The sequence below is a fragment of the Streptomyces sp. NPDC047453 genome (assembly GCF_040643155.1).
Taxonomy (GTDB): Bacteria; Actinomycetota; Actinomycetes; order Streptomycetales; family Streptomycetaceae; genus Streptomyces.
Genome location: NZ_JBEYTS010000088.1, coordinates 1 through 24,952, shown reverse-complemented (window position 1 = coordinate 24,952; position 24,952 = coordinate 1). Strand labels below are relative to the sequence as shown.

The 24,952-nt window shown below is 69.8% G+C and carries 19 protein-coding genes and 7 pseudogenes; 20 read left to right on the top strand and 6 right to left on the bottom strand.

The genetic code is table 11. The features are described 5' to 3' along the window. Positions 1–100: 100 nt before the first annotated feature. Positions 101–872: pseudogene (locus ABZ818_RS37760) on the top strand (transposase). 112 nt (positions 873–984) lie between these two features. Here the strand turns inward: ABZ818_RS37760 and ABZ818_RS37755 are convergent. Continuing rightward, positions 985–1,491 carry a cupin domain-containing protein gene (locus tag ABZ818_RS37755; protein WP_361425306.1) on the bottom strand — a complete coding sequence of 169 codons (507 nt, stop codon included), beginning with the start codon at positions 1,489–1,491 and terminating at the stop codon, positions 985–987. A gap of 138 nt (positions 1,492–1,629) precedes the next feature. Here ABZ818_RS37755 and ABZ818_RS37750 point away from each other — a divergent pair, with 138 nt between their 5' ends. From ABZ818_RS37750 to ABZ818_RS37680, 15 genes are all read left to right on the top strand, one after another. Next, on the top strand, positions 1,630–2,064 hold the full coding sequence (locus ABZ818_RS37750; protein ID WP_361425303.1) for an Rrf2 family transcriptional regulator: 435 nt from the start codon (positions 1,630–1,632) through the stop codon (positions 2,062–2,064). Beyond that, positions 2,061–2,978, top strand: coding sequence for a DsbA family protein (locus ABZ818_RS37745; RefSeq protein WP_361425300.1), 918 nt, complete (start codon positions 2,061–2,063; stop codon positions 2,976–2,978). Before ABZ818_RS37750 ends, ABZ818_RS37745 begins: the two co-directional genes overlap by 4 nt. 496 nt (positions 2,979–3,474) lie before the next feature. Further along, positions 3,475–5,037: an ABC transporter substrate-binding protein gene (locus ABZ818_RS37740; RefSeq protein WP_361425297.1), complete on the top strand. Its 1,563-nt coding sequence runs from the start codon at positions 3,475–3,477 to the stop codon at positions 5,035–5,037. Between the two features lie 58 nt (positions 5,038–5,095). After that, on the top strand, positions 5,096–6,127 hold the full coding sequence (locus tag ABZ818_RS37735) for an ABC transporter permease (protein ID WP_361425315.1): 1,032 nt from the start codon (positions 5,096–5,098) through the stop codon (positions 6,125–6,127). A 3-nt stretch (positions 6,128–6,130) separates the two neighbouring features. Further along, entirely contained in the window at positions 6,131–7,018 is an 888-nt protein-coding gene (locus ABZ818_RS37730) for an ABC transporter permease (RefSeq protein WP_361425294.1), read from the top strand. Beyond that, entirely contained in the window at positions 7,018–7,911 is an 894-nt protein-coding gene (locus tag ABZ818_RS37725; protein ID WP_361425291.1) for an ABC transporter ATP-binding protein, read from the top strand. The genes ABZ818_RS37730 and ABZ818_RS37725 overlap by 1 nt, the downstream gene beginning before the upstream one ends. After that, entirely contained in the window at positions 7,908–8,756 is an 849-nt protein-coding gene (locus tag ABZ818_RS37720) for an ABC transporter ATP-binding protein (RefSeq protein WP_361425288.1), read from the top strand. The genes ABZ818_RS37725 and ABZ818_RS37720 overlap by 4 nt, the downstream gene beginning before the upstream one ends. Before the next feature lie 23 nt (positions 8,757–8,779). Continuing rightward, positions 8,780–10,120: an LLM class flavin-dependent oxidoreductase gene (locus tag ABZ818_RS37715; protein ID WP_361425285.1), complete on the top strand. Its 1,341-nt coding sequence runs from the start codon at positions 8,780–8,782 to the stop codon at positions 10,118–10,120. A 48-nt stretch (positions 10,121–10,168) separates the two neighbouring features. Then, positions 10,169–11,068 (top strand): LLM class flavin-dependent oxidoreductase, encoded by a 900-nt coding sequence (locus ABZ818_RS37710; RefSeq protein WP_361425282.1) that lies wholly within the window; start codon positions 10,169–10,171, stop codon positions 11,066–11,068. Between the two features lie 470 nt (positions 11,069–11,538). Then, positions 11,539–12,306: an alpha/beta fold hydrolase gene (locus ABZ818_RS37705; RefSeq protein WP_361425279.1), complete on the top strand. Its 768-nt coding sequence runs from the start codon at positions 11,539–11,541 to the stop codon at positions 12,304–12,306. Between the two features lie 52 nt (positions 12,307–12,358). Next, positions 12,359–12,916 (top strand): NADPH-dependent FMN reductase, encoded by a 558-nt coding sequence (gene ssuE, locus ABZ818_RS37700; protein ID WP_361425277.1) that lies wholly within the window; start codon positions 12,359–12,361, stop codon positions 12,914–12,916. 5 nt (positions 12,917–12,921) lie between these two features. Then, a complete protein-coding gene (locus ABZ818_RS37695) occupies positions 12,922–14,142 on the top strand; it encodes an IS110 family transposase (RefSeq protein WP_361425312.1) in 1,221 nt (406 codons plus the stop codon). A gap of 86 nt (positions 14,143–14,228) precedes the next feature. Continuing rightward, entirely contained in the window at positions 14,229–15,146 is a 918-nt protein-coding gene (locus tag ABZ818_RS37690) for a class I SAM-dependent methyltransferase (RefSeq protein WP_361425274.1), read from the top strand. 923 nt (positions 15,147–16,069) lie between these two features. Continuing rightward, positions 16,070–16,213, top strand: coding sequence for a hypothetical protein (locus ABZ818_RS37685; protein WP_361425271.1), 144 nt, complete (start codon positions 16,070–16,072; stop codon positions 16,211–16,213). 394 nt (positions 16,214–16,607) lie between these two features. After that, positions 16,608–17,135: a TetR/AcrR family transcriptional regulator gene (locus ABZ818_RS37680; RefSeq protein WP_361425309.1), complete on the top strand. Its 528-nt coding sequence runs from the start codon at positions 16,608–16,610 to the stop codon at positions 17,133–17,135. 92 nt (positions 17,136–17,227) lie between these two features. Here ABZ818_RS37680 and ABZ818_RS37675 read toward each other — a convergent pair whose 3' ends face one another. Continuing rightward, positions 17,228–17,533: a fic family toxin-antitoxin system, toxin component gene (locus ABZ818_RS37675; RefSeq protein ID WP_361425268.1), complete on the bottom strand. Its 306-nt coding sequence runs from the start codon at positions 17,531–17,533 to the stop codon at positions 17,228–17,230. A gap of 25 nt (positions 17,534–17,558) precedes the next feature. On the opposite strand from ABZ818_RS37675, the pseudogene ABZ818_RS37670 reads away from it, so the two are divergent. Further along, positions 17,559–18,083, top strand: a pseudogene (locus ABZ818_RS37670) (IS6 family transposase); the annotation flags it as partial. 80 nt (positions 18,084–18,163) lie between these two features. Here ABZ818_RS37670 and ABZ818_RS37665 read toward each other — a convergent pair. Then, positions 18,164–18,265: pseudogene (locus tag ABZ818_RS37665) on the bottom strand (DDE-type integrase/transposase/recombinase); the annotation flags it as partial. 312 nt (positions 18,266–18,577) lie between these two features. On the opposite strand from ABZ818_RS37665, the gene katG reads away from it, so the two are divergent. Further along, positions 18,578–20,767 carry a catalase/peroxidase HPI gene (gene katG, locus ABZ818_RS37660; RefSeq protein ID WP_361425265.1) on the top strand — a complete coding sequence of 730 codons (2,190 nt, stop codon included), beginning with the start codon at positions 18,578–18,580 and terminating at the stop codon, positions 20,765–20,767. A gap of 139 nt (positions 20,768–20,906) precedes the next feature. Beyond that, positions 20,907–21,615, top strand: a pseudogene (locus ABZ818_RS37655) (IS6 family transposase). A 77-nt stretch (positions 21,616–21,692) separates the two neighbouring features. On the opposite strand, the pseudogene ABZ818_RS37650 reads toward ABZ818_RS37655, so the two are convergent. Together ABZ818_RS37650 and ABZ818_RS37645 are read right to left on the bottom strand one after the other, a co-directional pair. Beyond that, a pseudogene (locus tag ABZ818_RS37650) lies at positions 21,693–22,061 on the bottom strand (ATP-binding protein); the annotation flags it as partial. Positions 22,062–22,245: 184 nt separating this feature from the next. Beyond that, positions 22,246–23,340, bottom strand: a pseudogene (locus ABZ818_RS37645) (alkaline phosphatase D family protein); the annotation flags it as partial. A 553-nt stretch (positions 23,341–23,893) separates the two neighbouring features. Between ABZ818_RS37645 and ABZ818_RS37640 the strand changes: the two are divergent. Then, a pseudogene (locus ABZ818_RS37640) lies at positions 23,894–24,306 on the top strand (transposase); the annotation flags it as partial. A gap of 74 nt (positions 24,307–24,380) precedes the next feature. On the opposite strand, the gene ABZ818_RS37635 reads toward ABZ818_RS37640, so the two are convergent. Next, a complete protein-coding gene (locus ABZ818_RS37635) occupies positions 24,381–24,836 on the bottom strand; it encodes a transposase (RefSeq protein WP_361425262.1) in 456 nt (151 codons plus the stop codon). Positions 24,837–24,952: the final 116 nt, after the last annotated feature.

The window sequence follows — 24,952 nt, the reverse complement described above, 5'->3', positions numbered from 1 at the left end:
CGGATACGATCTAGACACTCGCATCCTCGCAGGTCAGCGGCACCTTTCTGCTGTCAGGGCGTCAGCCCGACCAATTCCGCTGAATAACCGGGGTTGGTCGATGTGGGGGTGTGCGACGGCTACTGGGGTGGGTGCACGCAGGCCGTGGGAGGTCGAGGACGGGCTGTGGGCGCGGATCGAGCCACTGCTGCCGACAGTGGAGCGACGCTACCGCTATCCGGGCCGTAAGCAGCTTGACCAGCGCAAAGTGCTGTGCGGGATCTTGTTCGTGCTGTACACCGGGATCCGGTGGGAGTTCCTGCCGCAGGAGCTCGGCTTCGGTTCCGGGATGACGTGCTGGCGGCGACTGCGGGACTGGAACGAAGCGGGAGTCTGGCAGCAACTGCACGAACTTCTGCTCGCCGAACTGCGCGCCGGTGACATGCTCGACCTCTCCCGGGCCTCCGTCGACGGCTCCCACCTGCGGGCCTTGAAGCGCGGGAACGCCACCGGGCGTTCGCCGGTGGACCGCGGCAAGACGGGCAGCAAGCACCACGTCATCTCCGCTGATCGAGGCGGTGCCGCCGATCCGGGGATAGCGATGACGCCCCCGCCGGCGCCCCGACGTGCTCTACGCCGACCGCGGCTACGACCACGACATCTACCGCCGCCAAGTCCGCGAGCTGGGCATCCGGCCCGTCATCGCACGGCGCGGCACCGACCACGGCAGCGGCCTGGGCAAGAACCGCTGGGTCGTGGAAGCCGCCTTCGCCCTCCTGCACTGGTTTTGACGTCTGCGCATTCGCGGGGAGGTCCGCGCCGACATCCACCAGGCCTTCCTCACTCTCGGCTGCGCGATCATCTGCTGGCGAGGCCTCAAAGCCTCATTTTGATTCGAGTCCTTACAGTCGGGGGCGGATCTCTGCGGGCTCGTCTGCGAACGGAGCATCGGCCAGATGGAGGAGTTTCAGCGTCCCTGCGGGCGAGCCGTGCACATGTCGGTGGTCAGGTGTCTTCGGGTTTCAGCGGGTACAGGTGCGGGAGGTTGACCACGATCGCCTCCTGGGTGCTGCGGGCGATGACGACGACCGCCTCCTCGGCGGGGTCGGGGTTCTCCTCGCGGTGCGGCACGAACGGCGGGACGAAGATGTAGTCGCCGGGGGCGGTGCGCAGCCGTACCTCTTCGGGCCGGGGGCCCGAGTCGTCGAGGAAGACGAACTCGGGGTGGCCGCTGACGACGTAGATGGCGGTCTCGGACTTGCCGTGGTGGTGGTCGGAGGAGGAGGTGGAGGGGGCGACGTGGGTCTGGCCCATCCACAGCTTCTCCGACCCGACCGTCTTCCCGCTGACCGCGGCGAACCGGCGCATGCCGCCGGTCTGGGCGGTGTCGCCGTCGAGCGCGTCGGCGCGGATGTGGTGAAGTCGCGTGCACAGGGGGGCTGTCGGCCCTTCGGGCGCATCTCCGAGATGGGGGTGGAAACCTTCACCGGGGGTGGTCAGCGGCTCGCTCATGGCTCGGACGCTAGAACCGCCCGGAAAAGGATGTCAAGAGGTGTCTATTGCGGTTCACCTGCGGCAATGTTCCCGTAACGAGACAGCTGGGGCGGCAAAAGCCCTGGCGGCGGCCCGCTTCTCGGGCATCATGTGCGCATGCATATCTCCGCGAAGGCGGACTACGCCGCACGGGCTCTGCTGGAGCTCGCCCGCGAACCCTCCCGCCCCCTGACGTGCGAGGCCATCGCCTCCTCGCAGCAGATCCCGTTCCGCTTCCTGAAGTCGGTGGTGGGCGAGTTGCGCAAGGCCGGCCTGGTGCGCAGCCAGCGCGGCTGCGAGGGCGGGTACTGGCTCGGCCGGCCCGCCGACGAGATCACGCTCCTTGACGTCGCGCGCGCCGTGGACGGCGAGTTGATCACCCTGCGGGGCGAGCCGCTGACCGGGCTCGACTATCCCGCCCCTGCCTCCGGACTGCCCGGGGTCTGGCGCCGGATCGAGGCGGACGCCGCCGCTCTGCTGGGCGCCACCACGCTCACCGCGCTGCTGCCCGGGGACGCGGAGGCGCGGGCGGTCCGGAAGGGAGCCGCGTGACAGTTCCGGCAGGCCGTGCGCCGCTGCAGGTGGTGGAGTACACCGACCCGCTGTGTCCCTGGGCCTGGGGCTCGGAGCCCGTCTTCCGCCGGCTGCGCGCGGCGCTCGACGGCCGGGCCGGCTGGCGTCGCGTGTACTGCATCCTGTTCGACCACGACGACGACCCGGCCCCCGATCCGGACGCGGAGACCGCCTGGTACGCCCGCTACGTCGAGGACATCGGCCGCCACACGCGCGCGCCCCGGGCCTTCCGGCTCCACCGGGTGGCGGCGAGCTCCTGGCCGTCCTCCCTCGTCGCCAAGGCGGCCGAGGCGCAGGGGCCGCAGGTGGCCGACCGGGTGCTGCGCCGCTTGCGGGAGACCGTCTTCGTTCTCGGCGAGCCCGCGGACACCCCCGCGCTGGCACTGGCGGCGGCACGGGGCGTGCCGGACCTGGACCTGCAGCGCCTCACGGCCGACGCGGCCTCCGCGGCCGTACGGGACGCGGTCCGCTCCGACCACGCCGAGGCCCGTCGCCCCGTGCCCCAAGTGGCGTCCGTGCGCGGCGAGTCCCCGCACCCCGGCGCCGCCAAGGAGACACCGGACGGCGGACACCGCTACGCGCTGCCCACCCTGCTGTTCCGGTCGCCTTCGGGCGTGCGCGCCGTACCCGGATGGCGGCCGTACGAGGAGTACGCCTCGGCGGTCGAGGAGCTGGCACCGGGGCTGCCGGTCGACCCCGCGCCCCTCGACCCCGCGGCGGCGCTCGCCCGCTACCGGAGTCTGACCGACCCCGAGCGCCGGCTGCTGACGACCGGCACGTGGCCCCCTGCGCGGGCGCTGCGGATCGACACCGCGGGCGGGCCGCTGTGGCTGCACCCCGAGGAGGCCGCCACCCACCCGGCCGCCGGCCCCGGAGCACCCGCCGCCCCCTGACGGGGCTCTGACCTGCGGTCAGAGACCGTCCCGACGAATGAGACACCTTTTGGTGTCCATTGACAGGCGCCGAGGACTGCCCCCAGGATGAGCACCATGCTTACGACGCACCCCGGTGTGGTGTGCCGCTACGTGGACCTGCGGCGCACATGCAGCGCCCTCTGTCGCTGACCCTCCGCCGTCCACGGCTCACGGGCGCCTGAGCGCTCCCGCCGGCACCGGCTTCCCGCCGCTGTGCCACCCGGTGCGCGTCGTCCCGAACCGTGCTCCCAGCGTTTCGTCCGCCCTCTCCCCACCCTTCCCACCTTTCCTGGCCTTCGCCCGCGGCGCTGTCGGCGCCTCATGCCCCGAGTCCGGCAGGCCCGCGTGCGCGACGCCCTGCACATGCATGCCCGCCCGGGCCCGCTGCGCCGTACCACGACGCCGCGGCCCACCGCCCTCGTCCCCGAGCCCGTGGTCCCGACCCGGGCCGGTGCCCTCGTAGAAGGAACCTGAGATGTCCGGACCGCGCACGCCCCGCCGCCCCAGACTGCGCCCCGCCCGCCATGCCCGGCTGCGCGCCGCGGCGTTGGGGACCGTTCTCGCCACCGTGCTCACCCCGGCCCTGAGCGCCTGCGGCGGCAACTCCGCGGCCGCCGGCGGGAACGCCACGCTGAAGTGGGCCTCCTCCTACTTCCCCACCCACTGGGACCCGGTGGTGGGCGGAAGCGGCGCCCAGTTCCGTGAACTGGCCCTGGTGTACGCCTCGTTGACGCGCACCGACGAGAAGGGCAACGCCGTTCCCGACCTGGCCAAGAGCTGGAAGTACAACGGCAAGGGCGACCAGATCACCTTCCATCTGCGCCCCAACCTGAAGTTCAGCGACGGTGAGCCGGTCGACGCCGCCGCGGTGAAGGCCGCCATCGAACGCGCCAAGAAGCAGAAGAACTCGGCGCTCTTCGGCGATCTGACGTCCATCAGGTCGGTGGACGCCAAGGGGCTCGACGCGGTCATCCACCTCAGCCAAGTCGACTACCAGATCCCCCAGTTGCTCGGTGAGCGCGTGCTGCAGATCGCTAGCCCCAAGGCGGCGAAGTCGCCGGCGAAGCTGGACCAGAACCCAGTCGGCGCGGGCCCGTTCACCATCACGCAGATCGTTCCGGGCACCAAGGCGGTCCTGAAGAAGAACCCCGACTACTGGGACGCCAAGAACATCCACATCGACGACGTCGAGCTGACCTCGGCGCCCGACGCCTCCACGGTGGTCTCCGGCCTGCAGACCGGCGTCTACAACTTCGCCGACATCGACCCTAGCCAGGCCAAGGCCGCCAAGAAGGCCGGCCTCGACGTTTTCGTCCAGCCCGGCTTCAACGCCTCCAACATCAGCCTGAACGTCAACAAGGCGCCGTTCGACAACGACAAGGTGGTCGGCGCGGTCCGCTACGCGATCAACCGCCGGGAGTTCGTCGACAAGCTGACCTTCGGCTACGGCGAGGTGACCGACCAGCCCTTCCCGAAGGGATACGTCGCCTACGACCCCGCGTCGGCGAATACCTACCCCTACGACCCGGCCAAGTCGAAGAAGCTGCTCACCGAGGCCGGTTACAAGTCCGGGGACATCAAGCTGAACCTGGTCATCCCGGCCGAGGACCCGCAGGCGGAGATCGTCCAGTCGCAGCTGGCGAAGGTCGGCATCAAGGTCACGATCAAGATCGACAAGAACTGGGCGACGCCGTTCTTCGCCAAGGACCTGACCTTCTCGCTGTACGCAACGACGGGCCGGGACTCGGCAGTTCAGACCCTCACCGCGCACTTCGGTCCCAACGGCCCGCTCAACCTCAGCTCCCCGTACGAGCCGGCCGGTTTCGAGGCGGCGGTGGCCAAGGTCCGCCAGACGCCGCTGGACTCGCCCGACTACGCCAAGGTCCTCCAGGCGGCGACCCGGGCCGGTCTGGCGAGCAAGGCGCTGGTCTTCACCTACTCCCAGCCCAACCTCATCGCCAAGAGCAAGTCCGTCTCCGGCCTGCCGAAGAACCCGGCCCACATCGACTGGACCGGCGTGACCATCGGCGGCAGCTGACGCCCCGTCCATCCACCCGGACCACCCAGAGCCCATCATCGAGAGGGGGCACCCCATGATGACGACGCAGGCGCAGGCACCGGCCGCACCCGTCGACCGTCGTACGGCTGCCGCGGCCAGGGCGCGGCACACCCTGGGCCGCATCCTGGTCACCGTCGCCCGGTCGATCGCGATCTTCGTGCCCGTCTTCCTGGTCGCGACGTTCGTGACGTTCGCGCTGCGCTCGCTCAGCGGGCTCAGCCCGGCGCGGATCCAGCTGGGCGAGGAGGCCACACCCGAGGCGGTCGCCAGGGTCGAGGCCCAGTGGGGTCTCGACCGCCCGTTCCTGGTGCAGTACGGCGACTGGATCAACGGCGTCCTGCACGGACAGCTCGGGACGAGCTGGACCAACGGCGCCGACATCTCCACGCTCATCGGACTCGGCCTCGGCGTGAGTCTTTCCGTGGCTACCTTCGCCCTGCTCATCGGCGTCGTCGCGGGCTTCGGCCTGGGCACGCTCGCGGCGCTGCGCCGCACCACCTGGATCGACCGCGCCGTCACCGGCTTCGTCACGCTGATCTCGGTGATGCCCGCCTTCGTCGTCGGGATCGTTCTGGTGGCGGTGTTCGCGGTCGGCCTGGGGCTGTTCCCCTCCGCCGGTTACGTCAAGCCGGACCAGGGCGTCGGCCCGTGGCTCGCCCACATCACGCTGCCGGCCGTCGCCCTGAGCTTCGACGTCATCGCCGACGTCGCCCGCCAGCTGCGCACCAGCCTCATCGCCGCCTACCGCGAGAACTATGTGACCGGGGCGCTGGTGCGGGGGCTGAGTGCGCGCCGGATCTTCTTCACCCACGTGCTGCGCAACGGCCTCGGTCCGGCACTGGCGACCCTCGGCCTGAAGTTCCCCGCTCTCGTGGGCGCCTCCGTCGTCACGGAGTGGATCTTCGGCCTTCAGGGGTTCGGCCGGTTCGCCAACGACTCCGCCCAGGCCGGTGACGTGCCGGCCGTCCAGGGCGTGCTGGTCGTGTCGATCGTCCTGGTCGTCCTGTTCAACCTCGTCGTCAATCTGGTGCTGGCTCGCGTGACGCCCGCGTCCCAGAGGGGGGTGTGAGCCATGGTGCGCTGTGTCCTGTCCCTGCCGTCCGGCCGTATCGCCGTCACCGTCCTCGCGGTGATCGCCTTCCTCGCGGTGTTCGGCCCGCTGCTCGCCCCGCAGGATCCGCTGGCCACCAGCGACAACACCCTCGCCGCCACCTCCGGCGCCCACTGGCTGGGCACCGACTACCTGGGCCGGGACGTGCTGAGCCGGTTGCTCGACGGCTCCCGCATCAGCGTCCTCGGCTCGCTGGAGGTCGCGCTGACCGCGCTCGTGGTCGGAGTGGTCCCCGGCATTCTGTCGGTGTATCTCGGCCGGACCTTCGAGTGGATCACCCTCCGGCTGGCCGACACGCTTGTCGCCCTGCCCTTCCTGCTGTTTGCCGTCGCCGTCGTCGCCCTGCTCGGCAACGGCATTACCCAGGCGATGCTGGTGACCGGGGCGCTGGTGTCCCCGCTGTTCTACCGGGTCTCCCGTGCCGCCACGCTGGCGGTGGCCCGCTCCCAGTACGTCGAGGCGGCGCTGATCTCCGGTGCCGCGATCGGCTGGGTCGTACGCCGCCATGTCTGGGCTAAGGTGCTGCCGCCCATCGCGGTCGCGCTCGCGCAGACCATCGGCGTCGGTTTCGTGATCGTCTCGAGCCTGACGTTCCTCGGGATCGGCGTCCAGCCACCCGCGCCCACCTGGGGCGGCCTGCTCGCCTCCGACCTCGGCTACCTCAGCCAACGGCCGTGGGCGCCGCTCGCACCCGCACTCCTGATCATGATCACCGTCTGGGCCTGCAACGTCCTCGCCGACGCCATCCGCGACGTCTCCGGCGAGGCCGGCCGGGCGCTGCTCAACAGCCGCCGCGCCCGCGCAGGCCGGCTCGACCAGGCCGACCCCGCTCCCGCCGGAGGTGCGTGATGAGCACCCTGTCCCAGAAGCTGCCCGCCGGCAGCGAGGCAACCGAACGCACCGAAGCCGCCGCCGCGGCCACCCCCGCGCCGCCCGTACTGTCCGTGCGCGACGTGCGCATCAGCGACCAGGCCGGCGGACGCGAGATCGTCCACGGCGTGAGTTTCACGCTCATCCCCGGAAAGACGGTCGGCATCGTCGGCGAGTCCGGCAGCGGAAAGACCCTCACCTGCCGTGCCACGCTGGGGATTCTGCCCGCCCACTTCGAGGTCGGCGGCGGCTCGATCGAGATCGAGGGCCGCGACATCAGCGACCTCACGCCCGCCCAGTGGACGGCACTGCGCGGCGCCACGATCAGCGCCGTCTTCCAGGACCCGGCCTCCTACCTCAACCCCTCGATCCCCGTCGGCAAGCAGGTCGCCGAGGTCATCCGCGTCAAGAAGGGCGTGGGGCGGCGCGAGGCACGCCGGCAGGCGATCGAGCTGCTGCGCGCCGTGCACCTCAGGGACCCCGAACTGGTCTTTTCCCAGTACGCGTTCGAGCTGTCGGGCGGCATGCTCCAGCGGGTGCTCATCGCGGCGGCCGTCGCCGCCGACCCGCGCATCCTGATCGCCGACGAGGCCACCACCGCGCTCGACGTCACTGTCCAGGCCGAGATCCTCGACCTGCTGGCGGACCTGCGCGAGCGCACCGGCCTGGCCCTCGTGGTGGTCTCCCACGACCTGGCCGTCGTCGCCCAGCTGTGCGACGAGGTCCTCGTCATGCGCCAGGGCGAGGTGGTCGAGCACGGGCCCACCCACGAGGTTCTGCACCACCCGCGGCACGACTACACCCGCCTGCTCATCGCCGAGCACCAGCAGTACGGCCTGGAGAAGTTCCTCGCCCCGAAGGAGGACGCGTGAGCAGCGATCGCACCCTCGCCTCCACCGGTCCGGTCCTCGAGATCGAGGACTTGGAGGTGCATTACGGGCTGCGCCGCCGGCGCCGACGCGCCCTGCACGGCGTCTCGTTGAGCGTCGGGCCGGGCGAGACCCTCGGCATCATCGGCGAGACGGGCTCGGGCAAGTCCACCCTCGCGCGGGCCGCGCTCGGCCTCGTGCGCGCCTCCGCCGGATCGATCGCCGTCGACGGCGAGGATGTCACCTCCCACGGCGCCCGCCAGTGGCGCGCCCTGCGCCGCAAGGGCGTGATCCAGTACGTCTTCCAGGACCCTCTGCGCAGTCTCGACCCGGACCTGAGTATCGAAGCTTCTCTGGCCGAGCCCCTCCTCGTCGCCGGCGCGACCCGTGAGGAAGCGGCGGCCCGCGTTCGGGAGTTCCTGCACCGCGTCCGCCTCACCGAGGACCTCCTCGACCGGCTGCCCGGCGAACTCTCCGGCGGACAGCGCCAGCGCGTCGCGGTGGCCCGGGCCCTGGTCACCGGGCCACGCCTGGTCATCCTCGACGAACCGGTCAGTGCCCTGGACTCCGCCAACCGCGTGCAGATCCTGGAGATCCTCAAGGAACTGCGCGCCGAAGGCGTCGCCCTGGTCTTCATCTCCCACGACCTCGGATCCGTCGCCGGCGTCGCCGACCGCATCGCGGTGCTGTACCAGGGCGAGCTGGTCGAGACCGGCGCCGCCCGCGACGTCGTCAACCGGCCGCGGCACGCCTACACACGTCTGCTCCTCAGCTCCGCGCCCACCCTGCACAGCGCACCGGCCGACCGCGCCGAACGCCGTTCTCTGCGCGCCCTGTTGCACGCCTGAACCCACGACAGACAGGAACTGCCATGCCCCGCACGATCCATCTCGCGCTGCACCCCTACGGCGTCGGCGGCCCGGGCCAGCACGGCCTGTGGAAGGACCCGCGCGTCGCGAAGAACGCCAGCATCGACATCAACTACTACATCCGGCAGGCGCAGGCGGCCGAACACGCCCTGTTCGACGCCCTGTTCATCGTCGACAGCCAGTTCATCAACGCCACCTACCCCGCGCACTACCTCAACCGTCTCGAGCCGCTGACGCTGCTGTCGGCGGTCGCCACCCACACCCGGCACATCGGCCTGGTCGGCACCGCGAGCTCGACGTACAACTCGCCCTTCAACCTCGCCCGCCGGTTCGCCTCCCTCGACCACATCAGCGGCGGACGCGCCGGCTGGAACGTCGTGACCAGCTTCGACATCGGCACCTCCCGCAACTACGGGCTGGACGAGCACCTCGACTACGCCACCCGCTACGACCGCGCCCTGGAGTTCGTACAGGTCGCCCGTGGGCTGTGGGACTCCTACGAGGACGACGCCTTCCCCGCCGACGTCGAGCGGGGCGTCTTCCTCGACCCGGCCAAGCTGCACGAACTCGACCATGTCGGCGAGCACTTCACGGTGGCCGGCCCGCTGAACCTCTCCCGCTCCCCGCAGGGCCAGCCGGTGATCTTCCAGGCCGGGGTGTCCGAAGAGGGCCGTGACCTCGCCGCCCGGGTCGCCGAGGGCATCTACGCGCCCGGCGGAACCCTCCAGCAGGCGCAGGAGTACTACGCCGACATCAAGAAGCGCACCGCCGCCTACGGCCGCGACCCCGACCACATCAAGATCTTCATCCACGGCGGGCCAGTCGTCGCCGCCACCGACGAGGCCGCCCGCCGCCGCGAACGGGAGATCTTCGAGGAGGACAACGACTTCGAGCGCAACCTCGCGCTGCTCGGCCGGTCCTTCGGTGCCTATGACTTCAGCGTGCACGACCTCGACGCACCCTTCCCGGACGTCGCGCACCTGGCCGAGAAGGGCGGCCGTACCGGAGCCGCGAAGATCATCGAGCGGGCCCGCACCGAGAACCTGACCCTTCGCCAAGTCGCGGACACCGCAAACCAGTTCCGCCGGTCGCCGTTCGTCGGGGACCCTCGCACCGTCGCCGACACCGTCGAGCGGTGGTTCGACGCCGGCACCTTCGACGGCATCAACCTCGCCTTCCGCACCGAGGAGGAACTGAACCTCTTCGTCGACGGCGTCGTCCCGATCCTGCAGAAGCGCGGCCTGTTCCGCACCGAGTACACCGCCGACACCCTGCGCGGCAACCTCGGTCTGCCGATCCCCGCCAACCGCCACAGCCGCGAGCACACGCTCGTGGCCGACTGAGCACGGCCGGGCCGACCGCCCGCGACGTCGTATGCGAAAGGCATGCCAATGACCAGCGACAGACCCCGCTTCCGGCTCGGTTTCCTCACCCATGTCCAGGGCCGCGACGACGACTTCGCCCGCACCTACCGCAACGCCCAGGAACTGTTCACCGTCGCCGACGAGTTGGGCTTCGACGTCGGCTGGGTGGCTCAGCACCACGTCGCCCTCAACGGCGGCGGCCTGTCCTCGCCGTGGACCTTCCTCGCCCATGCGGCGGCCCGCACGAGCCGTATCCGGCTCGGCACCGAGATCAACGTCCTGCCGCTGGAGGACCCGGTCCGTCTCGCCGAGGACGTCGCCACCGTCGACACCCTCAGCGGCGGCCGCGTCGAGATCGGCGTGGGCAGCGGCTCCAGCGCCGTGGAGTACGCCGCGTTCGGCCGGGACGTCGCCCGCAAGCGCGAACTGACCAGCCAGAACCTCGACATACTGCGCCAGGCCCTGGCCAACCGCGAGGTCGGTACGCCCGGCTTCCGTATCCAGCCGCCGGCCGGCGACTTCAGCGAGCGGATCTGGCAGGGCGTCTTCAGCGCCCAAGGGGCGCGGCACGCGGCCGCGGGCGGCTCCCATCTGCTGCTGAACCGGGCGGCCTACGGCTTCGACGCCCCCACCGACGAGGTGCAGCGCCCCTGGGCCGACGCTTACCTGGCGGCCTGGGACCGGCCGAGGCGTCCTCGTATCGGCCTGTCGCGGTTCGTCTTCCCGGCCAAGGACCGCCGCACGGCGCTGCGCCACATCGGCGAGGACGTCCACCGCGCCGCGCTGCGCATGGCCGGCAGCGGCGCGTTCCCCAGGGCCTGGACACCGGCGAGGCGCTGCGCCGCTTCCACTCTTTCTACGGCCATCCCGAGGAGATCGTCGCGGCGCTGCGGCAGGAGAAGGTCCTGCCCGTCGCGACGGATCTGATCACCCAGTTCAACCCCGCCGTCCTCGACCACGACGTCGCGATCCGCGCCCTCGAACTCATCGCGACCGAAGTGGCGCCCGCCGTGGGTTGGACGCCCGCGCGCATCACCGATCCAGCACCCGCAGGAGTGTGACTTGACATCTCCCCCAGCTGAAGCAGGGGGATTCAACCCTCACGGGTTGATCTTTCTGCTTCATCGACAGCAGCCGACCCGAACCAACGGCGAGGACTGGTGTACCAGTCATCGGTCTTACGCCAGCTCCACAGACCTGACATCCCGCCAGCCCGGCGGTAGGCCCGGACAGCTTGGCTATCGCCGACCGGACACCCGAAACCTAGCACCCCACCCGGGGGCCGTGGGTGCTCGACGACGAATCGCCCTGACGGCGATTCGTCTTTCCCTGCCCTGCTCCGCAGGGGTCCGATTTCTCTCCGCCCTGAAGGACGGGGTTTCCTCGCAGGAGATCAGATGACCCAGTACAGCGACCACTTCACACCGGAGCGCCTCCGCGTGCGCGGCACGGTCGTCGTGGTCCCTGGCCGCGGCGAGACTCGCGCGACCTACGACCGCTTCGGCCGGCGGCTCGCCGCCGACGCCTACCGCGTGCGGGTCGTCGACGCCCCGGCCCTCGACCCCGAGGATCACGCCGCTTCGCTGACAGAACTGGCGGCCCGGCTCGACGAGGCCGTCGAGGACACGGCCGCCGGGGACGGCGTCGTACGGCCCGTGGTGATCGTCGCAGCCGACTCGGGGGCCGCCGCCGTGGCCGCGCTCCTCGGCCGGGCGGGCACGGCGCTCGCCGCACGGCCCGACGCGGTGGTCCTCGCGGGGCTGCCGGGCCGGGGCGCGGAGTCCGCCGGGAGCTGGGACGACGAGCTCGACGTCCGCACCTCCTGCCCGACCCACCGGGGCAGGCTCACCGAGGACCCGGAGGTGCGGCGCGGCTCGCTTGGGGAGGCGCTGCCCGACGCCCTGGCGGCCGCGGTCCAGGACGCGGACACCGATCTGCCAGTCCTGCTCCTGGTGGGCGACGCCGACCCGCTCGCCGACCACGACGCGCTGCAGCGCACGGCGAAGTCCTTGTCCCGCGCCCGCCTTTCGGTCGTGAGCGGCGCCCACCACGACGTCCTCAACGACCTTCAGCACCGGTCCGTGGCAGCCGAGGTCGTCTACTTCCTGGAGACCCTCCGCAACGACCTGCAACCGCTGATCACCGTGCAGTCCAGCGCTTGGTGACCGCCGCCGGTCACGTAACGCTCCCTCGACCGCGATAACGAAAGGTGACCCCATGGCCGCCATCCTGTCCGTCTCCGGAAGCCCTTCCCCCACCTCCCGTACGACGCGGCTGCTGCGCCACGTGGACGACCGTCTCCGCCGGCAGGGGCACGAGGTGACCCTGCTGGAGGTGCGCACCCTGCCCGCCGACGCGCTGCTCGGCGCGGACCTCCGGCACCCGGCCATCACCGCCGTCGCGGACCTGTTCGCGCAGGCGGACGGGGTGGTGATCGGCACGCCCGTGTACAAGGCCGCGTACTCGGGCCTACTGAAGTCGCTGCTGGACCTGCTCCCGCAGTACGCCCTCACCGGCAAGACGGTGCTGCCCCTGGCCACGGGCGGCAGCCAGGCCCACGTCCTGGCCATCGACTACGCCCTGCGGCCGGTCCTGACCTCGATGGGCGCCTCGCACATCGTGTCGGGCTGGTTCACGCTCGACCGGGACATCGCCCGCGAGGACGGCGTACCGGCCGTCGCATCTCCCACCGCCAAAGCAGCCGTGGACGGGGTCACGGACCAGTTTTCCGCCGCTTTGAACGGCCGGGTCGGCGCACTCGCCGCCACGGGCTGACCGCCCTGGCTTCCCGACAGGCACGGCGGCGAGCAGGAGGCGGTGCCGGAGCAGGGGGTGGGGTGCCCGTGATGGTCGACGACGTGACCCGCGAGGCATCCGCCGCCGGCTGCTCCCGCCGCTGCTCTCCACCGCCGCGCGCATCGAAGCCGACCTTGGCCGATGGCCGTCGGGTCACCTGGGCCATCGACATGACCGGCGGGGAACCCGCGCTGCTGCTGGCCCTGCTGGCCCTGCTGGCCCTGCTGGTCAGCCACGGCCAGGAGGTCCTCTACATCCCCGGCCGCCTGGTGAACCGGGCGTCTGATGGTTACCGCGGCGAGGGCAAGACCAACGCCCGCGACGCCTACGTGATCGTCGACCAGGCCAGGATGCGCCGCGACCTGCGGTCCATCTGCCCCGGAGACGAAGCCGCCCTCGAACTGCGGCTGCTGACCGGCCGCCGCGCCGACCTGGTCGAGGACCGCACCCGTGTGGTGAACCGCTTGCGCGGCACCCTGCTGAGCATGTTTCCGGCCCTGGAACGGGCTCTGGACGTGACCAACACCGGCCCGCTCGAGCTTCTGACGGGCTACCAGACTCCGGCCGCAATCCGCCGCGCCGGGACCGCGCGGCTGACCAAGTGGCTGGCCAACCGCAAGGTCCGAAACGCAAGTTCCCTTGCTGAAACGGAAGTTGAAGCTGCTGAGCGCCAGCACACCGCCGTCCCTGGGGAGAGGACCATCGCGAAGCTGGTCCACACCCTGGCCAAGGAGGTGATGGCCCTCAGCGAGCAGATCTCCGAGATGGACAAGCTCATCGAGGGCCGGTTTCGCGAGCACGAACTCGCCGACATCGTCCTGAGCGTCCCGGGCATCGGCGCCGTGCTCGGTGCGGAGTTCCTCGCTGCCATCGGCGGCAGCCTGGACGAGTTCGACTCCCCGGACGCCCTGGCGGCCTTCGCCGGCGTCGCCCCCGCGCCACGCGACTCGGGCAAAGTCAGCGGTAACCTCCACCGGCCGGTCACCTATCACCGAAGGCTCCAGCGGGTCTTCTACACCTCCGCGCTGGTCAGCGTCCGCTGTGACCCGAACTCGCGGAAGTTCTATGACCGCAAACGTGCCGAGGGGAAGAAGCACGTCCAGGCCGTGCTCGCTCTCGCCCGCCGACGCGTTAATGTCCTGTGGGCCCTGATCCGTGACCGATGGTGCTACGAGATCACACCCCCAGTGACTACAGCCGCTTGACAACGACATTAGGAAGCGGTTCGCGAGCTTATATCCGCTTCTCGCTGAGGTTGGGGCAGGGCGAGGGCGGTGTTGAATATGGCTCCATGAGCGAGAGTGGGCGTGCGGCGAGCCGGACGGCGGTGCTGGTCTGCCAGGGGAGGGCGGCCGTGAATGGGAGGGCTGCTAGAGGCCAGTTCGCGGATCCGGTGGCGGTGGAGCTGCTGCGGGTCGCGGAACGTACGCCCGTGGACGAGGTACGCGCGAACACTCCGCCGAAGGGCTGGCAGGAGCGCACCTTGTGTGAGAGTGTGCGGGCGTGCGCCGAGGTGGTCGTGCCGCGGACGGTCGGGATCGACAGGGCACTGCGCGACCGCGTGACCGGCCAGCTCGTGATCCTCGGCGCCGGCCTGGACACGCGGGCGTGGCGGCTGCCTGTGCTCGCGCAGACAGATGTGTGGGAGGTCGACCATCCGGCCTCCCAGCAAGACAAGCGCGCCCGCCTCGCCGAGGCGGCGCGAGTGCTCCGAGGACCGGATGAGGGCAATCTCCTCGCCGCCGAGCTACCGGTCATCGCCCGTTCCGTGCGGTTCACGCCGGTCGATTTCGCCGTCGGTGATCTCGGTGCGGCGTTGGATGCCGCCGGGCACGACCCGTCCGCGCCGACGACGTGGCTGTGGGAGGGCGTCGTCCCGTACCTCACACGCGACGAGGTGCACGCCACGGTGGCCGCACTCGCCGCCCGGACGGTCCCGGGAAGTGCACTCGTCGTCAACTACCAGGCGCCGTCGGCGAGGGCGGCCGCGGGGCGGCTGCTGACACGCGTGCTCGGCAGTTCCGTCACATCGGGCGAGCCGTGGCGCTCGCTGTGGAGGCCGGAGCGGATGGCTGCACTGCTCGCGGAGTACGGCCTGCGGGTGGTGTCGGACGACAACCTCCTCGTCCTCGCACACACCCTCGGCAACCCGGCACGCGGGCGGACATCCTTGCAGTCAGGTCGCGTAGCCGTCGCAGAGAGCCACTGACGTGAGGATTTGAATCGGAGAGGGCGCTGGTCGAGAGGCTTGGCCGGTTACTGCTTCCTGACGAGGCTGCCGGTGTCGGCTAGACCAGGCGTTTCGGCTGGCACGGGTGCCTTCAATGTTCTTGGGTAACGGTTCGTGGTCGAGGGCTTCGCAGACGTCGCGGGCCCGGAGTGGGCCGGTGGCCTGGTTGAAGGCGGCGAGGATGCGGGGTAGTCCGGGACAACGGCGTGTGGGCGCGCGCACTGCACCGGTCAGCCGCACCGCCACCACCCCCGAGGCCTTGGCCACATCGATCCCGGCGACCCGCCGCGGCAGCTTCTCCTCCAACTCCTCGACCGCACCCGCATCCGCTGCACCGTCCATGAACCCCTCCCTCACGCGATACACCACCGAAGTGGCGGTACAGGCGGGGCCGCCCGGGGAGTCGAGGGGGCACGCGAGAGTCTGAACGGCGCGCTCGAAGCAGCAGTGCACAAGCCCCTCGGACCGACTCCCTCACCAGACTGGGCTCCGGGCTCGACCTCCCACATACTCATCGGCGTCGGCGGTCAGCCCCACGCCGATTTTCACGCCGGCACCGGCGTCCGCGCAGCGGATTCATCGACTGGGCTGAGATCCGTCGGCTGCACCGGGCCGAGGGCCTGTCGGCCCGGGCGGTGGCCCGGCAGTCGGACGGTTCCGGGCTCGGTGTGGTGATGGTGGAGGTGCGGAGCGGAATCACGCGGAGCGATTCGAGGCACGCGTCACGGAATGACAGTCTCCCAACTGCCTTGTCTAACAAGGAAGTTGGCCCGCCGCGTAGCGGCGGCGCGTCGTGTCTGCGGAGCAGGCCCCCCGGCCATGGTGCAGTTCGCCTCTGTCCACGCGAAGCCGTGGGCAGCGCAGGAGGTCAAGTTCTCGGCCAAGGGGCGGACGGCAAGTCCGTGGCATTGACCGTGGATTTCCTCAACGACGCATGCGACGGCCCCGGGGCTGGCGTTCCCGCCGCGATCTGGAAGGTCGTGGCCCTCGCCGCGACCTCCGCCGGAGACGTCGGCATCACCTACGCGCCTCCTGGCCGCGCCTGAACACGGCCACGGTGGGCGGTTTACGTGGCCCGCGCGCTGCCGTCTGCGGCGGCTCGGTTGTGACGGAGGACAGGCTGGCTGCGGAAGGGGTGGAGAGGGGCGCCGGGCCGTGTGCCGTCGAGCCGGCCGGAGGTGGGCCGCTCGCCGTACTGCCGCCGTCACGGTGCAGCTGCGTGAGAAGACCGCGCCGCCCGGGGAGTGGTCGAGGGGGAGCAGCTGCTGCCGCGATGTGGCCGAGCCCGTCGTGGGCGCTACGCTCAGCGAGCCGGCTTGTGCGCCGCCGGCGCGGTGTCGGCCCGCGGGCTCAGGCGAGGGCGGCGACCAGCAGGGCGAAGGCGGCGATGATGACGGCGACGCGGACGTAGAGCGCGACCGGGCGGGCCGCAAGCGCCTCATCGTGGCGACGGCCCGCGAACTCGCCGAGCAGCAGGGCTGGGACGCGGTCACCACCCGCCGCCTGGCCGAGCGCATCGAATACAGCCAGCCCGTCCTCTACAGCCACTTCCGCGGCAAACGCGAGATCATCGGCGCCGTCGCCCTCGAAGGCGCCGCCGAGATGGCCGCGGCGGTGCGCGCCGCGGCCTCCGCCGCGGACGGCCCGCGCGAGCGGGTCGCCACCCTCGCCCGCGCCTACCTCGACTTCGCCGAACGCAACCCGGCGGTCTACGACGCCCTGTTCCAGCTCGACGGCGGCCTGGCCTTCGCGGACGAGGACACCCCACAACCTCTCAAGGACGCCTTCGCCGCCCTGCTGGAGAGCCTCGGCGAGGTCGCCGGCGACGGCGTCCACCCGGCGCTGTTCACCGAGGTGTTCTGGGCGTCCCTGCACGGACTGGCCACCCTGACCCGAGCGGGACGGCTGCCGCCGGAGGACACCGAGCCGAGCGTGGAGCTGCTGGTGGACCGGCTCGCCATGGTCTGACACACCATCCCGGCGGGCACGCAGCCGGGGCCCTCGGGCCCCGCCGCTGCACGGCGGCCGCCGCGGTGATCGCGGCTGCTACAGACCTGCGATCATCCGGCGATCCACCCGCGGCGGATCTCGTGCGCCAAGTCCCGGACGCTGAGCCCGTCGCGGACCCGGGCGGCCAGGGCGACGGCGTCCTTCGGCTCGGCGGTCACCGTCAGCCCGGACGCGGTGAGGTACGCCGCGGCGACGACGGACGCGAAGAGTTCGTTGCGGGACTCCAGCGCGGGGACCTGGATCAGGAGTTGCATGAGAGCTGCCGCCCGGTGGTGGGGCTCGGCATACACCGGGACGTCCAGCACCTGGTCGGCGTGCCGGGCGACGGCGGCCGCGAGACTGCCGTAGTCAGTCACGTCCGGGTCCTGGTGCAGGTGCGGGCTGCGCCGGCGCCGACCGCAGCCCGGCGACAAGTGGCATCTCGACGAGGTCTTCGTCAGCGTCAACGGCGAGCGGAAGTACCTGTGGCGGGCCGTCGACCAGGACGGCAACGTGCTGGACATCCTCGTGCAGAACCGGCGGGACAAGACCGCGGCCAGGCGCTTCTTCCGCAAGCTCCTCAAGCAGACCGGCGCCGTGCCGCGGGTGATCGTCACCGACAAGCTCCGCTCCTACGGCGCCGCCCACCGCGAGGTGATGCCCTCGGTGGAGCACCGCTCGCACAAGGGGCTGAACAACCGGGCCGAGAACTCCCACCAGCCGACGAGGCAACGCGAGCGCGCCATGAAGGGTTTCCGAAGCGTCGGCGGAGCCCAGCGGTTTCTGGCCGTCTTCAGCGGCATCAGCCCCCACTTCCGGCCCCGACGCCACCTGCTCACCGCCGCCGAGCACCGCCTGGAGATGACCATCCGCTTCGCGATCTGGGACCAGATCACCGGCAGCACCGGCCTGCCCACCGCGGCCTGACCCCAGACCCCGACCGAGGCCCCACGACACCCTGGCACCCAGCCAGGAACTCCTACCCCAGCCAACGTGACAACGCCTCACCGCGGCACGGCGCCGGTCTGCTTGAGGAGCTTGCGGAAGAAGCGGCGGGCCGCAGCCTTGTCCCGTCGGCTCTGCACGAGGATGTCGAGCACGTTGCCGTCCACAGCACACAGTGAGGGCCGCGCAGACTTGCAGGCGAGTGCACTGCGTGTTCTCGTAGCGATGCGCTCCGTGGTGCGCGACCATACGGACTCCGGCACAGGCTCGAACACCAGCGTCGTGCGTGAGGAAGGGTTCTCGCTGACTGTCGGCCCCGCCTTCACTGCCGCGGGTCCGGTCAGGCGTTTCCAGCCGGCGGGCGCCGTGGCGCGCCACGAGTGCGGGTCGCAGCGACACCGGCGAAGCAACCGACAACCAACGTCAAGAGCAAGCAGCCAGCAGAAGGAAGCACCGAGAGAGAAAGAAGGACGGACGTGTCCCGCAGTGAAAGCGAGAACCCAGTAATTCCCTCCCCGGCCGTCACGCCGACGCGACCCAAGACGAACCGGGACTGGTGGCCGAATCAGCTGGACCTTCAGGTTCTCCATCAGCACTGTCCCCGGTCCAATCCGATGGGCGAGGACTTCAACTACGCCGAAGAATTCGCCACCCTCGACCTCGACGCACTGAAACAGGACATCTTCGGGGTGATGACGGCGTCGCAGGACTGGTGGCCTGCCGACTACGGCCACTACGGGCCACTCTTCATCCGGATGAGTTGGCATGGCGCGGGGACGTACCGCATTGAGGATGGGCGGGGCGGTGGCGGCGCGGGCGCTCAGCGATTTGCCCCCCTCAACAGTTGGCCGGACAATGCGAGCCTCGACAAGGCGCGCCGTTTGCTCTGGCCGGTCAAGCAGAAGTACGGCCGGAAAATCTCCTGGGCCGACCTTCTGATCTTCACCGGCAACTGTGCCATGGAATCGATGGGGTTCAAGACCTTCGGGTTTGGCTTCGGGCGAGAGGACATCTGGGAACCCGAGGAAATCTTCTGGGGGCCCGAGGACACCTGGCTCGGAGATGAGCGTTACAGCGGCGACAGGGAACTCACCGGGACTCTCGCTGCCGTGCAGATGGGACTGATCTACGTCAATCCGGAGGGGCCCAACGGTGACCCGGATCCGATGGCTGCCGCCAGGGACATTCGCGAGACGTTCGGGCGTATGGCGATGAATGACGAGGAGACGCTTGCGCTCATCGTCGGCGGCCATACGTTCGGCAAGTGTCATGGCGCGGTCGATCCCCAGTACGTCGGCCCGGAGCCCGAGGCCAGCCCGATGGAGCAGCAAGGCCTCGGCTGGAAGAACATGTACGGCAGCGGCAAGGGCAGCGACGCGCTCACCAGTGGGCTTGAGGGCGCATGGACCAACGAGCCGACGAAGTGGGACAACGGATTCCTGGACAACCTGTTCAGGTACGACTGGGAGCTGACGACGAGCCCCGCCGGTGCCAAGCAGTGGACTCCCACGGATCCGGCGGCCAAGAGTACTGTGCCTGATGCTCATGATCCGTCGAAGAGGCACGCTCCCATGATGCTGACGACGGACCTCGCGCTGAAGGTCGATCCGGTCTATGCGCCGATCGCGAAGCGCTTTCACGAGAACCCGGACGAACTCGCGGTGGCGTTCGGCAAGGCGTGGTACAAGCTGCTGCACCGCGACATGGGACCCCGCTCGCGTTACCTCGGCCCGTGGGTTCCTGAGCCCCAGCTGTGGCAGGATCCCGTCCCTGAGGTCGATCACGAACTGGTCGCGGACGAGGACATCGCCGCCCTCAAGGCCAGGATCCTCGCCTCGGGACTGTCCATCTCTCAGCTGGCCACCACCGCCTGGGCGGCGGCAGCCAGCTTCCGAGGCACCGACAAGCGCGGTGGGGCCAACGGGGCAAGGATTCGGCTCGAGCCGCAACGGGGCTGGGAGGTCAATGACCTGCCCGAGGTGACCGAGGTGGTGCGGACCCTCGAGCAGATCCGGCAGGACTTCAACGGCTCGCAGGCCGGCGGAACGAAGGTCTCGCTCGCGGACTTGATCGTCCTGGGCGGGTGCGCGGCCGTCGAGCAAGCCGCGAAGAACGCCGGGCACGACATCACGGTCCCGTTCGCACCGGGGCGCACGGACGCCTCGCAGGAGCAGACCGATGTGGACTCGTTCGCCGTGCTCGAACCCAGGGCGGATGGGTTCCGCAATTACGTCCGGGCGGGAGAGAAGCTGTCGCCGGAGACTCTCCTGCTGGACCGCGCCAACCTGCTGACACTCACCGCTCCCGAGATGACGGTGCTGATCGGCGGCATGCGGGCCCTGAACACCGGCTTCCAGCGGTCCCCCCACGGCGTCTTCACCCACCGGCCGGAGACACTGACCAACGACTTCTTCGTCAACCTGCTCGACTTGGGCACGGAGTGGAAGGCGTCGGCCTCTGCTGACAATGTGTTCGATGGCCGGGATCGCGCCACGGGCGAGGTCAAGTGGACCGCCACCGCCGTTGATCTCGTCTTCGGTTCACACTCCCAGCTCCGAGCCATCGCGGAGGTCTACGCGTGTCAGGACGCGGGAGAGAAGTTCGTGCGTGACTTCGTGGCAGCGTGGGACAAGGTGATGAACCTCGATCGATTCGATCTCGTTTGAGTACAAATATCCCGGTCGGCCACTCATCGGCCGACCGGGACATCCTCGGGATCTGGTCAGGGCGGTGAAGTGGGCGTTGTCAGGTTCGGCTCGGGCCGTGGGATGATCCTGGTGTAGATCGTCACGAGGTGAGGCTCGGGTGGAGAGCGGGACGGCACCGTCGTACAGGGGCTACCGGTTTCCACCCGAGGTGATCGGTCACGCTGTGTGGCAGTATCACCGATTCCCTCTCTCCTACCGTGAGGTCGAGGAGCTCCTACTGGAACGCGGCAGTTTCCTACGAGACGGTCCGGCCCTGGTGCGCCACGTTCGGCCCCGCCTACGCCACGCGGTTGCGCCGCCGGCAGCCGCGTCCCGGTGACACATGGCCTCTGGACGAAGTGTTCATCAAGGTCAACGGGAAGATGCGGTACCTGTGGCGCGCGGTCGACCAGGATGGCAATGTCCTCGACATTCTCGTCCAGGACCGCCGCGACACGGCCGCAGCCAGGCGCTTCTTCCGCAAGCTCCTCAAGGGAGTGGAGTACGTGCCGCGGGTGATCGTGACGGACAAGCTCCGCTCTTACGGAGCCGCCCACCGCGAGGTCATGCCGTCGGTCGAGCACCGCAGTTCGAAGTACCTGAACAACAGGGCCGAGAACAGTCATCAGCCCACGAGACAGCGCGAGCGCGCCATGAAGGGCCTCCGCTCCAGCGGAGCGGCCCAAAGGTTCCTCGCCGCCTTCAGCCGGATCTCCAGCCACTTCCGCCCCCGACGACATCTGATCACAGCGAGTGACTACCGCACCGAGATGACCGAACACTTCCGCATCTGGAAAACCGTCACCGGGACACTCGCACACGCCTGACCGCAGGACCCGGCACAGCACCCAAGCCCCCTCAACACGCCCCAACTCTCCAGCCACACCAGCAACTTGACAAGGCCGATGGCGACACTGTTCTTCTCCTCACGCTCTGTCAAAACCTGGAACAGCAGTTCGGCGCCGCGCCGGTCCAGTTCCATGTACCCCAGCTCGTCGATGCAGAGAAGGTCGACGCGGTCGTAGCGGGCGATGGTCTTGTTCAGCTGCTTCTCGTCTGCTGCCTCGACCAGCTCGTTCACCAACTTCGTGGCGAGGGTGTAGCGGACGCGGTAGCCCTTCATGGCGGCCTCAGTGCCCAGGGCGATGAGCATGTGGGACTTGCCGGTGCCGGAGTCGCCGATCAGGCAGAGGGGCTGCCCTTTCTGAGGTGGCGGCCGTCCGCGTCGGAGTGCAGCGCGGAGGGTCGGCGATAGGCCACGGCCTGCAGTGATCGCGTCATGGAAAAACCGTAGAGGCGACCACTGACAATCGGCCTGACCTGCGAAAACGCCCGCAGGGCAGGGGAGTTGGCGGGGCGTGGAGCCGTGCCGCGCGCCAGGGGATGACGCCGGCGCGCGACACGGCTTCGAGGGTACGGGACCGGACGGCCTCGTCCGTGCCGGGCCCGCCTGTGCCTTACTGGCCGACCAGGCCCGGCCGCAGCGTCTGGGTGAACAGCACCGTGCCGTCCTGCTCCCGCAGCCGGACCGTCAGTTCGGCGCTGTCGCCGTCGATGTCGACCTCGCCGAAGAACTGGTAGCCGCCGGCGGGCGAGACGTTCGACGCGGTCGGCGCCTTCACGAACACCCGCTCCGGACCGAACGTGCCGTCCAGCGCGTTGGCCGGGAACGCACCGGCGTTGAGCGGTCCCGAGACGAACTCCCAGAACGGCTCGAAGTCGCTGAACGCGGCCCGCGAGGGCTGGTAGTGCTGGGCGGAGGTGTAGTGCACGTCGGCCGTCAGCCACACCGTTCCGGTGATCCGCTGGTGCTTGATGTACCGCAGCAGGTCTGCGATCTGCAGCTCCCGGCCGAGCGGGGAGCCCGGGTCGCCCTGCGCCACCGCCTCGAAGTTCGGCTTGTTCTCCATCGGGTCGGGCACCACGAGCCCGATCGGCATGTCCGCCGCGATGACCTTCCACACCGCCCGCGAGCGCGACAGCTCCCGCTTCAGCCACTCCAGCTGCTCGCGGCCCAGGATGCCCTGCGGGTCGACGGTCTGGTTGTCGGGCGAGTTGGCGTTGCGATAGGTGCGCATGTCCAGCACGAACACGTCCAGCAGGGGGCCCTGGCGCAGCACGCGGTAGACGCGCCCCTCGTCCGCACCCGGGCGCAGCGTGGAGATCGGGAAGTACTCGCTGAACGCCCGCCGGGCGCGCGCCGCCAGCACGTCGACGCTCTTCTCGGTGTACCGGGTGTCGGTGGAGGCGATCACCTCGCCCGGGTACCAGTTGTTGCGCACCTCGTGGTCGTCCCACTGGATGACGGACGGCACCTGGGCGTTGAACCGGCGCAGGTTCTCGTCCAGCAGGTTGTAGCGGAAATTGCCCCGGTACTCCGCGAGGGTCTCGGCGACCTTCGCCTTCTCCTCGGTGGTGATGTTCCGCCAGGTGCTGCCGTCCGGCAGGGCCTGCGTGGCGGCGATCGGACCGTCGGCGTAGACGTTGTCGCCGCTGCACAGGAAGAAGTCCGGGTCCAGCTTCGCCATCGCGTCGTAGATCCGGTAGCCGCCGCTGGATTTGACCTGGTGGGACCAGCTGATGCTGACCGCGCCGCGTGGGCATATGGCCTTGCGCCGGTCCCGGTGGACGCGGAACGCCCGCTGGGAGAGATCCGGGCCGGTGCCGTCCTGCCGGCCGTGGTGGGTATCCAGGCCGACCGGCCCCAAAAGCGTGACGCCGTGCTCGTCGCGTGCGGTGAGGATGTGGGCGGCAGTGACGTAGCCGGCGTCCACCACGTGCTCGCCCGGCACCAGCCGGCGTTCCTCCAGCTTCCGGTGGACGGTTTCGGTCATCTCGGCGTCATCGACGGTGGCGTTGGTGGTCTCCACGTTCGTGATCACATGGAGTGCATCCGGCTCACAGGTCTCGGTCAGGTGGGTCTTGTAACCACACCAGCCCGAGCCACGCTTCATTCCGTAGCGCGCGTCGAGGTCATAGGGCGAGGACAGCCGACGTCTGGCCGGCGGGAACACCTACTGGTGCGCTGCGGCGCCCACGCGAACCGCGAGTGAACACGGGCGGTCCAGCCCCCGGATCAGCCGTCGAGCGCCTCCGCCATCAGCCTCGATCGAGACCTCCCGCGGGCTGCTGGTCGCCGTGCTGCGACAGGGCAAGCGGAAGGTCTTCGCGACCAACCCGCTGGCTGCGGCCCGCTACCGCGACCGGCACTCCGTCTCCCGCAAGAAGTCCGACCCGGAGGATGCCTTGGTGCTGGCAAACATCCTGCGGACCGACATGCATGCCCACCGGTCCCTGCCCGACGACAGCGACCTGGCCCGCGCCATCGCCGTGCCCGGGCTCAGCAGGACGCGACGTGGAACCGGCAGCAGATCGCCAACCAGCTGCGATCCTTGTTGCGGGAGTACTACCCGGCCGCCGTAGCAGCGTTCGAGCCATGGAAGAACGGCCTGTGCCGCCCTGAGGCCCACGAGGTTCTCAAGCTCGCTCCGACCCCCACGCGGGCCGCTCGGCTGACCGGATTTCTTGAGCGCAAGCCCCGTCCTTCAGGACTCCGTTGGGAAATCCGCAAACCGGGTGTTGTGAGGGCGGTTCAGGCTGCGAGTTCGAGGCGGGCCAGGTGTGAGGCTCTGGTCTTGCCGAGTGGGGTTCCGGTCAGCCAGGCGTCGAGGCGGATGATGTTGATCGCGGTGGCAGCGAGGACGTTGCCGAGATGGGTTTTGGCGAGTCCGGTGTAGCGGGTGTGGCGGATGCCGGTGCGGTGGACGGCTTGGGAGATGGTGCCTTCGACGCCTGCCCGGGTGTCGTACCGCTTCTTCCACTTCTCGGTTTGCTGTTCCTGGCGACGCAGGTCGAGTACTTCCTGCTGCTCGCGGGGCAGCAGGGTCAGGCTGCGTCCGTAGCGGCCCTTCTCGGAGGCCCGCGTGCAGGCCGAGCGCAGTGGGCAGGGGCGGCAGTCAGCGGCGGCGAAATGGACCCGGGTGATCGGGGGGTGGTGAGATCCGTTGTGCGACCGTGTCCCGCAAGGGCGGCCGGTGGTTTGTGTCACGTCCGGAAAGACAACAGCTTCTCAGCTTGATTTTTATCCCCGCTGCTGTTTCAGGCGGACGTGTTCGGTGAGGGTTTCGGCTCGTTTCACGGTCTTCCCGGGTTCGTGCCGCGGTG